At 71.5% G+C, this 10,601-nt stretch carries 11 protein-coding genes; all 11 read right to left on the bottom strand.

What is annotated here, in order from left to right:
- Positions 1 to 355: FAD-dependent oxidoreductase (locus ACLBXX_RS14040; RefSeq protein ID WP_447658509.1), on the bottom strand; the 355-nt coding region annotated here is incomplete at its 3' end.
- Positions 348 to 677: a ferredoxin gene (fdxA, locus tag ACLBXX_RS14035; protein WP_447658508.1), complete on the bottom strand. Its 330-nt coding sequence runs from the start codon at positions 675 to 677 to the stop codon at positions 348 to 350. The genes fdxA and ACLBXX_RS14040, both read right to left, overlap by 8 nt.
- Positions 674 to 2,071 (bottom strand): FAD-dependent oxidoreductase, encoded by a 1,398-nt coding sequence (locus tag ACLBXX_RS14030; protein ID WP_447658507.1) that lies wholly within the window; start codon positions 2,069 to 2,071, stop codon positions 674 to 676. Before ACLBXX_RS14030 ends, fdxA begins: the two co-directional genes overlap by 4 nt.
- A gap of 42 nt (positions 2,072 to 2,113) precedes the next feature.
- Entirely contained in the window at positions 2,114 to 2,905 is a 792-nt protein-coding gene (gene cobA, locus ACLBXX_RS14025) for a uroporphyrinogen-III C-methyltransferase (protein WP_447658506.1), read from the bottom strand.
- Positions 2,902 to 3,822 (bottom strand): ABC transporter permease, encoded by a 921-nt coding sequence (locus ACLBXX_RS14020; RefSeq protein WP_447658505.1) that lies wholly within the window; start codon positions 3,820 to 3,822, stop codon positions 2,902 to 2,904. Before ACLBXX_RS14020 ends, cobA begins: the two co-directional genes overlap by 4 nt.
- The gene (locus ACLBXX_RS14015) at positions 3,812 to 4,705 is read right to left on the bottom strand and encodes an ABC transporter ATP-binding protein (RefSeq protein WP_447658504.1); all 894 of its coding nucleotides are present in this window, start codon (positions 4,703 to 4,705) and stop codon (positions 3,812 to 3,814) included. The genes ACLBXX_RS14020 and ACLBXX_RS14015 overlap by 11 nt, the downstream gene beginning before the upstream one ends.
- Before the next feature lie 2 nt (positions 4,706 to 4,707).
- Positions 4,708 to 5,724, bottom strand: coding sequence for an ABC transporter substrate-binding protein (locus ACLBXX_RS14010; RefSeq protein WP_447658511.1), 1,017 nt, complete (start codon positions 5,722 to 5,724; stop codon positions 4,708 to 4,710).
- A gap of 106 nt (positions 5,725 to 5,830) precedes the next feature.
- A complete protein-coding gene (locus ACLBXX_RS14005) occupies positions 5,831 to 7,162 on the bottom strand; it encodes a sulfate adenylyltransferase subunit 1 (protein ID WP_447658503.1) in 1,332 nt (443 codons plus the stop codon).
- Positions 7,162 to 8,079: a sulfate adenylyltransferase subunit CysD gene (gene cysD / locus ACLBXX_RS14000; RefSeq protein WP_235560106.1), complete on the bottom strand. Its 918-nt coding sequence runs from the start codon at positions 8,077 to 8,079 to the stop codon at positions 7,162 to 7,164. The genes ACLBXX_RS14005 and cysD overlap by 1 nt, the downstream gene beginning before the upstream one ends.
- Positions 8,076 to 8,819, bottom strand: a complete 744-nt coding sequence (locus tag ACLBXX_RS13995) for a phosphoadenylyl-sulfate reductase (protein ID WP_447658502.1) — start codon at positions 8,817 to 8,819, stop codon at positions 8,076 to 8,078. The genes cysD and ACLBXX_RS13995 overlap by 4 nt, the downstream gene beginning before the upstream one ends.
- Complete coding sequence (locus tag ACLBXX_RS13990) at positions 8,816 to 10,543, bottom strand: nitrite/sulfite reductase (RefSeq protein WP_447658510.1); 1,728 nt, start codon at positions 10,541 to 10,543, stop codon at positions 8,816 to 8,818. The genes ACLBXX_RS13995 and ACLBXX_RS13990 overlap by 4 nt, the downstream gene beginning before the upstream one ends.
- Positions 10,544 to 10,601: the final 58 nt, after the last annotated feature.

Below are 10,601 nucleotides of genomic sequence, written 5' to 3'. Positions count from 1 at the left end.
CATCGAGCTCCTCGCCGACGAGTCGCCGGAGGTCTCGGACGAGATGGTCCGCATCAACGACGAGGCCCGTCACATCGCGCTCCAGGTCGCCCTGCTCATCCCGCTCCTCGCGGCGGTGCTCGGCGTGCTCAACGGCTTCCGCATGCGGCGCCTGCCCGACCCGGAGCCGAACGAGGCGGGGGAGGGAGCGGGGGGAGCGCGGGGCGGGGGGGTGGCGGGGGCGGCCGGCGTCGATGAGGACGACGGACGCGCGGGCGCGTCCGAGATTGAGCGCCGCCGACAGTCCGGCGGGGCCCCCGCCGACGATGACGACGTCGACCTCGGTCGAGGGTGCGGCCGGAGTGGGATCAGTCATGGCCGTCTCCTTGGGGAAGAAGCGCCGCGATGACCGGGTGGTCCTTCGCGATGACGCCGGTCTTGGCCGCACCGCCGGGCGACCCGATGTCGTCGAAGAACTCGACGTTCGCGGTGTAGTAGTCCTGCCATTCCTCCGGCAGGTCGTCCTCGTAGTAGATCGCCTCGACCGGGCACACCGGCTCGCAGGCGCCGCAGTCGACGCACTCGTCGGGGTGGATGTACAGCGACCGCTCACCCTCGTAGATGCAGTCCACCGGGCACTCGTCGATGCAGGCGCGGTCCTTCACATCGACGCACGGCAGGGCGATCACGTAGGTCACGGGACGAGGGCTCCCCGCGAGATCGCGACCTGCTCGTCGCGCGGCACGACCTTGACGCGCTCGCGCGTGTGGAGGTGGTTCGCACCCAGCTCGCGCTCGTGCGCATCCAGGGCCAGCCAGCCGTCCCACGTCGTGTACGCGACCTCGCGCTCGTCGAGCACGTCGAGCACGTCTCCGTCCACGGTCGGAGCGCCCAGGCGCCCGGCCGAGACGTCCGCCACGAGGTGGGCGATGGTCTCCATCGCGTCGGACTTCGTGTGGCCGATGAGGCCCACCGGTCCGCGCTTGATCCAGCCCGTCGCGTAGAGCCCGGCGATCACGGGGGCCTCCGCGTCACCCGTCACCGCAGCATCCTTCACACGTCCCTCGACGTTCGAGACGACGCCGGCCTTCTCGTCGAACGGCGCGTCGATGACCGGCGTGCCGTAGTAGCCGACGGCGCGGTAGACCTGCTGCACCGCGATCTCGCGGAACTCGCCGGTGCCGCGGACTGCGCTGCCCTCGCCCGTCGGCTCGGTGCGCTCGAAGCGGATGGCTTCGACCTTGCCGTCACCGAGCACCTCGACGGGCGAGTGGTAGAAGTGCAGGTGCAGGCGACGGCTCGCGCCGGTCGACTCGCGCGTGCGCCAGCTCTGCAGGATGCGGAGCATGACCTTGAGCTGGTTGTTCGACGGCATGAGGCCCTCGAGGTAGGCGAAGTCCTCGTCGTGCACGACGATGTCGACGTTCGGCACCTCGCCGAGCTCGCGCAGCTCGATCGGCGTGAACTTGATGTCGGCGGGGCCGCGGCGGCCGAACACGTGCACGTCGGTGACGGCCGAGGCCTCGAGGCCTGCGAGCACGTTGTCGGCGATCTCGGTCGAACGCAGGTCCACGGCGTGCTTGGCGAGCACACGGGCGACGTCGAGCGCGACGTTGCCGTTGCCGATGACGGCGACCTCGCGCTGGTCGAGCGTCCACTCGGTCGGGACGTCGGGGTGCCCGTCGAACCACGCGACGAAGTCGGCGGCGCCGTACGAGCCCTCGAGGTCGATGCCGGGGATGTCGAGCGCGGCGTCGCGGATCGCGCCGGTGGCGAGGATGACGGCGTCGTAGCGCTCCTGCAGCTCGTCGATCGAGATGTCGCGGCCGACCTCGACGTTGCCGATGAAGCGCGTGGTGCCGGCATCCAGCATCTCGTGCAGCGAGTTGACGATGCCCTTGATGCGTGGGTGGTCGGGGGCGACGCCGTAGCGGATCAGTCCGTAGGGCGCGGGGAGCGACTCGAACAGGTCGATGGCGACGGTGCCGCCGGCCTCGACGACCGAGTTGCTGAGGATGTTGCCCGCGTAGATGCCGGCGGGACCGGCGCCGACGATCGCGACGCGGAGGTTCTGGAGGCTCGAAGAAGTCACTGTGGTTTCTTTCGGGTCAGGCGGAGAGCGCGGGGGCGGCCGTCAGGCGCGCCGCGGCGGGGTGAGCGGGTCGTACTGGGACAGATCGAGGGTCGCGAGTTCGGCGGGCGCGTACGGGCTGAGCCGGACGACGTCGCCGACGACCACGACGGCGGGGGAACGGATGCCTCGTTCCGCGGCCTGGTGCGCGATGGTCGAGAGTGTGCCGACGGTGACCCGCTGGCGGGGTCCGTACCCGTCCTCCACGACGGCGACGGGGCAGTCCGCACCGCGCTCGCCGCGGGCCAGCGTGATCGCGGAGTTCGCGAGGGTGCCGATGCCCATGAGCAGCACGACGGTGTGGTCGCGGCCGCCGCCGAGCGACTCGATCTGGTCGTGCGCGGTGGCCACGGTGAAGGCCGTCGCCACGCCGCGATGGGTGAGCGGGATGCCGGCGATCGCGGGCACCGAGATCGCGCTGGTGATGCCGGGCACGACCTCGACGGGCACGCCGGCCTCCTGGCAGGCGTGCAGCTCCTCGCCGCCGCGGCCGAAGACGTACGGGTCGCCGCCCTTGAGGCGGACGACGGTCTTGCCCTCCTGCCCGAGGTGCACGAGCAGCGCGTTGATGGCGTCCTGCGGCACGGCGTGGTGACCGGGGCGCTTGCCCACGTCGACGACCTCGGCGCGCAGCTCCACCCCGTCGGCCTTGAGGCCGTCGAGCACGGCGCGCGCGCCGAGCCGGTCGGCGACGATGACGTCGGCCGCCTCGAGGGCGCGGAGGCCCTTCACGGTGAGCAGGCCTGCGTCACCGGGGCCGGCCCCGACGAGCCAGACCTTGCCTGCAGCGCTCATCGCGAACCTCCCGAGATGAGCAGGCCCCGGCGCTTCAGCATCCGTCGCTCGAGCGGTCCGAAGAAGACGAGCTCGATGAGCACGCCGATCGCGAGGATCACGAGGATCGTGCCGAGCACACCGGCGAGGTCGGCGAGGTCGCGGTTGTTCTGCAGCATCGAGCCGAGGCCGAAGCCGATCGTGCCGCCCATCGCGATGATCTCGGCGGCCATCAGCGAGCGCCAGGAGAACGCCCAGCCCTGCTTGAGGCCGGCGAGGTAGCCGGGGAGTGCGGCGGGGAGGATGACCGCGGTCGCGAGCTGCCAGCGCGACGCGCCCAGCACGGTGCCCACGCGGCGCAGCTGCGGCGGCACCTGGTCGATGCCTGCGATGAGGCCGTTGACGATCGAGGGGATCGCGCCCATGAGGATCACGAAGTAGACGGTGGCGTCCGAGAGGCCGAACCAGATGATGGCGGCGGGCACCCACGCCACCGACGGGAGCACCTGCAGGCCCGAGATGATCGGTCCGACGGCGCGGCGGATGGGGCGCACCTCGGCGAGCAGCAGGCCGATGGGCGTGCCGACGACGATCGCGATGAGGAAGCCGATGATGCCGCGCTCGAGGCTCGTGGTGACGGCCTCCTGCAGGCGGCCGGAGTCCCATGCCTGCGCGAGGGCCGCAGCGACGTCCGCCGGGCCGGGGATGATGTCGGGCCGCGGCTGCGCGATGACGACGTACAGCTGCCAGACGACGATCAGCAGGATGACGAAGACGATCGGCGGCACGACGCTCGCGGCGAACTGGCGCCAGCGGCTCGGGCCGCGCTCGGCGTCGGTCTGGAGCCGGTCGAGCCCGGCTTCGAGCGAACGGAGGTCGTCGGAATGAGCGGATGCTGCGGCATCCGTCTTCGAAACGGTCAGGGTGTCATGCGGCATTGCGGCGGATCTCCTTCCGCAGCTGGTCGGTGATCTCCACCGAGAGGGCGGCGACCTCGGGCGACTCGATACGGCGTCCGGTGGTCTTCGTGATCTGCCACTGCTGCACGACGCGGCCGGGACGGCTGCCCAGCAGCACGACGCGCTGGCCGAGGCGGGCCGCCTCGCGCACGTTGTGCGTGACGAACACGATGGTGCGGCCGGTCGCGCGCCACACGCGCTCGAGCTCTTCGTGGAGGAGGTCGCGCGTGATGGCGTCGAGCGCGGCGAACGGCTCGTCCATCAGCAGCACCGGCCGGTCCTGGGCGAGGGCGCGCGCGAGCGCGACCCGCTGGCGCATGCCGCCCGAGAGCTCGTGCGGGCGCTTCTCGGCGGCATCCGCCAGGTTCACGGTGTCGAGCAGGGCGAGCGCCTTCTCGCGACGCTCGCCGCGGGCCACACCACGGAGGCGCAGTGCGAGCTCGACGTTCTTGCGGGCCGTGAGCCACGGCATGAGCGCCGACTCCTGGAACATCACGGCCGAGCCCTCGGCGGGCGTCTCGATGCGGCCCGCGCTGGGCTTGTCGAGACCCGCGACGAGGTTCAGGAGGGTGGACTTGCCGCATCCCGACGCGCCCAGCAGGCACACGAACTCGCCGGGGGCGATGTCCAGCGACACGTCCTCGAGCACGACGGGCCCGGTGCCGAAGCGCTTGGAGACGCCGTCGATGCGCACGGCGGGCGTGGGCGCGGGGGCCGCGACGGGCACCGGCGTGACGCTGTCGAAGCTGGGCGCCAGCGGCTTGGTCGTGCCCGCCGGCGCCGGCGTGCCGGAGTGGGTGGGCGCGCCCGCCCCCGGGACCGCGTGCGCGGACCCGGAGGCGGAGGCGGGAGCGGTGCTCATGTTCAGTCCTCGCCGAGCCCTGCTGCCGAGACGGTGTCAGCGCCCTCGGCCTCGAGCTGCTTGTTGAGCAGGCGCAGATCGAAGAGACCCTCGATCGACCCCTTCTTCTGGGTGCCGGCCTCGATGCCGTTCTCGACGAGCGTCTCGAACGTGTCGGCGTGCGGGTCGACTGAGAACGACACGTGCTCGAGCGCACGGGCGATGACGTCGTCGGCCAGCGGCTTGCCGGTGTCCTTCTCGATCTTGTCGTTGATGACGGCAGGCGCCTCGTCGGGGTTGTCGGCGATCCACTGCACGGCGGCCTCGTGGCCCTTCAGCAGGTCGGCGACGACGTCGGGGTGCTCGTCGAGGAACTGCTTGCGCACCAGCAGCACGGTCGTCGGGAACTCGCCGTCCTCCCAGAGGTCGGCCTCGTCCTGCAGCACGTGCGCACCGGCGTCGATGATGAGGCGCGACACCCACGGCTCGGGCAGCCACGCACCGTCGAGCTGGCCCTGCTGGAACAGCGTCAGCGTCTGCGCGTTCTCGGTCGGCGTGATGTGCACGTCGCCGCCGCCCGCGGTGTCGGTCTCGAAGCCCTCGTCCTTCAGCCAGACGCGCGCGGCGACGTCCTGCGTGTTGCCGAGCTGGGGCGTCGCGATCGTGGTGCCCTCGAGGTCGGCCGCGTCGTCGATGCCGTCGCGGACGACCAGCGCCGCGCCGCCGGTGGCGGCACCGGCGACGATACGCGCGGACTCGCCGCCGGACTGGATGAACGTGTTGATCGACGGGTTCGGACCGATGTACGTCGCATCGATCGCGCCCGCCGAGAGCGCCTCGATCGCGGCCGGTCCGGCGTTGAAGACCTGCGTCGTGACGTCGATGTCGCCGAGGGCGTCATCGAACATGCCCTCTTCGAGGCCGACGAGCGCAGGTGCGTGCGTGACGTTCGCGAAGTAGCCGAGCCGCAGCTCGCTCACCGGCGCGCTGTCGCCGCTCTCGCTCGGGCTCGCCGCAGCGGAGGCGCAGCCGGCCATCATCGCTGCCACGAGTCCCAGGGTTGTGATTGCGGTCGCAGTGCGGATTTTGTTCACGGTGTCGCCTCCTTAGTTCGGGTGTTGCTCAGTGGGTGGTGTGCGCGACAGATCAGTCGCGCACGATGCCGGCGGCGAGCGTCGCGCCGTCGGACGGATGGATCACGAGGAACGAGCCCCCGTGGCGGCTGGCGGCATACGGCTCGAGCGGCAGGTCTGCCGCCAGCCGCAGCCGCACGCGGCCGATGTCGTTGGTCTCGAGGGTCTGCGCCGGCCCGTGGGTGAGCGCATCGAGGTCGTAGCGCGACTCGATCTGCGCGACGATGGCCTGCACGGTCGCGGTGCCGTGCTTGACGAGGACACGGATGCCGGGGGTCAGCGCCCGCGCGTCGAGCTGGAACAGTTCGGCATCGAACTCGCGGCGGCCCGCCGGGAGCGTGCCGGCGGCGACGACGAGCGCGCCGCGCGCGGTGTCGATGTCGCGGTCGAACTCGAGGGAGACGGACTGCGGGGCCGTGGCCTCCTCGACCTCGGCGCCGGCGGCACGGATGCCGGTGACCGTCGTCGCCGAGCCGCCCGGGAAGACCTCGACCCGGTCGCCCACGCGCACGACGCCGCTCGAGATGCGGCCGGCGACGGCGCGGTAGTCGCGCAGGCGCTCCGCCTCGGCGGGGTCGATGCCGGGGGCGAGGCCGCCCTGCGGGCGCAGGACGAGCTGCACCGGGAGGCGGAACGGCTCGAGCTCCCGCTCGGTGTCATCGGCGGCGGGAAGGGTCTCGAGCAGTTCGAGCAGCGCGGGACCCTCGTACCAGGGCGTGCGCTCCGAGCGGTCGACGATGTTGTCGCCCTCGAGGGCCGACACCGGGATGACGTGCAGATCCTCGATGCCGAGCTCGGCGGCCACGGCTTCGGCCTGGGCGGCCACCTCCGCGAACGTCTCCTGCGAGAAGCCGACGAGATCGATCTTGTTGACGGCGACGATGACGTGCGGCACGCGCAGCAGGGCGACCACGGCGAGGTGCCGCTTCGTCTGCTCGAGCACGCCCTTGCGGCCGTCGACGAGCACGATCACGGCGTCAGCCGTCGTCGCACCGGTGACCATGTTGCGCGTGTACTGCACGTGCCCGGGGCAGTCGGCGAGGATGAACGACCGTGCGCCCGTGGAGAAGTAGCGGTACGCGACGTCGATCGTGATGCCCTGCTCGCGCTCGGCACGCAGGCCGTCGGTGAGGAGGGCGAAGTCGAACGCGCCGTGCGCGAAGCCGCGGTCGGCCGACGTGCGGGCGACCTGCTCGAGCTGGTCGGCGAGGATCGCCTTCGAGTCGTGCAGCAGACGGCCGACGAGCGTCGACTTGCCGTCGTCGACCGAGCCCGCCGTGGCGAACCGGAACAGCGTCGGCTGCGCGGCCAAAGTGTGTGCGGGGGCGAGTGTGGTCGCGGTCATCAGAAGTACCCGTCCTTCTTGCGGTCCTCCATGGCCGCCTCGCTGAGGCGGTCGTCGGCGCGCGTCGCGCCGCGCTCGGTGATCGTGGAGATGCCCACCTCGGCGACGATCGCGGCGAGGTCCGCAGCATCCGATTCCACCGCTCCGGTGCAGCTCATGTCGCCGACCGTGCGGTAGCGCACCGTGCGGCGCTCGACGGTCTCGTTCTCGCGCGGCGGCGAGAACGGGCCGACGGGGCGCCACATGCCGTCACGGGCGTACACGTCGCGCTCGTGCGCGAAGTACAGCGGCGGCAGCGCGATGCCCTCGCGCTCGATGTAGCGCCAGACGTCGAGCTCGGTCCAGTTCGAGATGGGGAACGCGCGCACATGCTGACCGGGCGTGTGGCGGCCGTTGTACAGGCTCCAGAGCTCGGGGCGCTGGTTGCGCGGGTCCCACTGGCCGAATTCGTCGCGCAGCGAGATGATGCGCTCCTTGGCACGGGCCTTGTCCTCGTCGCGACGGGCGCCGCCGAAGACGGCGTCGTGGCGGCCGGCGGCGATCGCGTCGAGCAGCGGCAGCGTCTGCAGCGGGTTGCGGGTGCCGTCGGCGCGCTCCTGCAGGCGGCCGTCGTCGATGTAGTCCTGCACGCTCGCGACCTCGAGACGGATGCCGAGACGCTCGACGGTCTCGTCGCGGAAGGCGATGACCTCGGGGAAGTTGTGGCCCGTGTCGACGTGCAGCACGGGGAAGGGCACCTTGCCGGGCGCGAACGCCTTCGTCGCGAGGTGGAGCACGACGACCGAGTCCTTGCCGCCGGAGAACAGCAGCACGGGCCGCTCGAACTCGGCGACGACCTCGCGGATGACGTGGATGGCCTCGGCCTCGAGCAGGTCGAGGGTCGAGAGCGCGGTGGGGGCGGCGATCGTTCCGGTCATTCGTGGAGCCCGCATTCGGTCTTGGCCGAGCCGGCCCAGCGGCCGGATCGGGGGTCTTCGCCGGGCGCGACCGGCTTCGTGCACGGCTCGCAGCCGATCGAGGGGTAGCCGAAGCCGACCAGCAGGTTCACCGGAGCCTTGTGCGCGGCGGCGTACTCGAGCACGTCGTCGAAGCTCCACGCCGCGACGGGGTTCACCTTGACGAGTCCGTTGCGCTCGTCCCACGTCACCAGCGGCGTGTTCGTGCGGGTCGGCGCCTCGTCGCGGCGCACACCCGTGAACCACAGCTCGTATCCGCCGAGCGCGTCCTGCAACGGCGCCACCTTGCGGCGCGCGCAGCACAGGCCGGGATCGCGCTCGAAGAGCTTCGCGCCGAACTCGGCATCCTGCTCGGCGACGGTCTGGTCGGGGGTGATGTCGACGATCCGCACGTCGAGCGCGCGCTGCACCTCGTCGCGCGTCGCGTAGGTCTCGGTGAAGTGGTAGCCGGTGTCGAGGAAGAGCACGTCTACGCCGGGCAGCTGCTCCGCCACGAGGTGGGGGAGTGCGGCATCGGCCATCGAGCAGGCGACGGCGGCAGCCTCCGTCCCGAAGTTGCGTGCGACCCACGCGACCACTTCGGCAGCGGATGCCTCGTGATCGGTGAGGCTGCCGAGCTCGAGGTTGCCCTGCTCGGCGAGCGCCTGCAGCTCTTCGCGGGTGCGCTTGACGGCGACGCGGGGGGCGAGGGAGACGGTCACTGGAGGGCCTCCTCGTCGGCGCGGTGCGCCCACTGGGCGAACGTCTCGTCGGCGGTGACGTCGCGCTCGGCGAGGAACCGCTTGACCACGCGCTCGGTGTAGTCGGCGATCCCGTCGGCGGCGACCTTCAGGCCCCGCACGGTGCGGCCGAGACCGGCGTCGTCGCGGTCGGCGTTCACGAGCCCGCCGCCGAGGTGCACCTGGTAGCCCGGCACCTGCTCGCCGTCGATCGTGACGAGCTGGCCCTTGAGGCCGATGTCGGCGGTCTGGATGCGGGCGCAGGAGTTGGGGCAGCCGTTGACGTGGAGCGAGATCGGATGCGGCAGCTCGAACTGCTCGAGACGCTTCTCGAGGTCGAGCACCGCCGCCGTCGCGTACGCCTTGGTCTCGACGATCGCCAGCTTGCAGAACTCGATGCCGGTGCACGCGATCGTGCCGCGGCGGATGAGGCTCGGCCGTGCCGACAGGCCGAGCTCGTCGAGGCCCGCGATGAACGGCTCGACGTTCTCGTCGGGGATGTCGAGGAACACGAGCTTCTGGTGCGGCGTCGTGCGCAGGCGCGTCGAGCCGTGGGCCTCGACCAGATCCGCGAGCTTCGCGAGGGTCGGGCCCGAGACGCGGCCGACGATCGGCGTCGCGCCGATGTACGAGAGCCCGTCCTTCTGCTTGTGCACGCCGACGTGGTCGCCCTGCGTCAGCGGCTTGGGGGCGGCGGGGCCGTCGGGCAGCTCATAGCCGAGGTATTCGTCCTGCAGCACCTGACGGAACTTCTCGGCGCCCCACTCGGCGAGCAGGAACTTGAGGCGCGCCTTGTTGCGCAGGCGCCGGTAGCCGTAGTCGCGGAAGATCTGTGCGACGCCGTGCCAGGCCTCCGCCACTCGCTCCGGCGCGACGAAGACGCCGAGGCGCTCCGCGAGGCGCGGGGTGGTCGAGAGGCCGCCGCCGACCCACAGGTCGTAGCCGATGCCGAGCTCGGGGTGCTCGACGGCGACGAACGCGACGTCGTTGATCTCGTGCACGACGTCCTGGCTCGGGTGGCCGGTGATGGCCGACTTGAACTTGCGCGGCAGGTTCGCGAGCGACTCGTCGCCGATGAAGCGCGACGTGATCTCGTCGATCTGCGGCGTCGGGTCGATGAGCTCGTCGGCCGAGATGCCGGCGACCGGCGAGCCGAGGATGACGCGGGGCACGTCGCCGCACGCCTCGGTGGTGCCGAGGCCGACCGCCTCGAGGCGGCGCCAGATCTCGGGCACGTCCTCGACGCGGATCCAGTGCAGCTGGATGTTCTGGCGGTCGGTGATGTCGGCGGTGCCGCGGCCGAAGTCGTTCGAGATGCCGGCGATGACGCGCAGCTGCTCGGTGGTGAGCTGGCCGCCGTCGATGCGCACGCGCATCATGAAGTACTCGTCCTCGAGCTCTTCGGGGGTCAGGGTCGCGGTGCGGCCGCCGTCGATGCCGGGCTTGCGCTGCGTGTAGAGCCCCCACACGCGGAAGCGGCCGTGCAGGTCGGTCGGGTCGATCGACGCGAACCCGCCCTTCGAGTAGATGTTCTCGATGCGGTCGCGCACGCTCAGGCCGTTGTCGACCTGCTTCCACTCCTCGTTGCCGTTGAGCGGGGTCGTGCCGTCGACCTTCCACTGGCCGTTCGGCTTCGACGACGGGCGCGGCGGGCGCACGGCCGCGCGCGGGCGTTCTGCGGCTGCGCGCGCTTCGGTGTCGCTGATGGTCACGGTGGCCTCCGGGGTGAATCCCGGGGCGTCCCCCGGGCGGGACCCTATCGAG

The sequence above is a fragment of the Microbacterium sp. C23T genome (assembly GCF_053345975.1).
This window is presented reverse-complemented; position numbering and strand designations above follow the sequence as displayed.